Source organism: Streptomyces sp. P9(2023), assembly GCF_032436795.1.
GTDB lineage: Bacteria > Actinomycetota > Actinomycetes > Streptomycetales > Streptomycetaceae > Streptomyces.
Genome location: NZ_JAUPWM010000160.1, coordinates 1 through 449 on the forward strand (window position 1 = coordinate 1; position 449 = coordinate 449).

Genomic DNA, 449 nt, shown 5'->3' on the forward strand with positions numbered 1-449 from the left:
GGCTCCATCTGGTAGCCCGCCGGAAGGCCTGCCAGCCTCAGTGTAGACCCGTCGCTGCCAAGGGTGTGGATTGTGGGCGTTGCTGCACCCAGTGCGGCCCCGCGAGGGTCACGCAGGGGAAATGCTGCCGCCCGATCCCAGACCATGAAGCTGCGACCCGCGCCGCCCAGCATGTCGATCATGGTGCGCGCAAAACCAGCCTCGGCGCGGGTCATCTTGCCCAATGTAATCTCGCCCCGCCAGAGCCGCGCGCCAATATCGGCCACGATGACCTCGCCAGCCCCCGTCCGCGAAAAGCTGCTGACTGGCGGGCAATAAAACGTGATCTCGCTGATCGGCAGCAGGTCGAAAAATTGAGCGGAGGACAGTGGAAACGTGAAGCTTGTCATCCGGTGCTCCGCACATCCGACACCCGCCGCCGCGCCTGTTCAGGCAGGGCGTGGCGGGTG

At 65.5% G+C, this 449-nt stretch carries 1 protein-coding gene; it reads right to left on the reverse strand.

Translation table 11 applies throughout. The annotated features are described in order from the left end of the window. A partial coding sequence (locus Q5762_RS37160; RefSeq protein ID WP_315896726.1) for a hypothetical protein occupies nt 1-389 on the reverse strand: 389 nt, incomplete at its 3' end. Between the last annotated feature and the right edge of the window lie 60 nt (nt 390-449).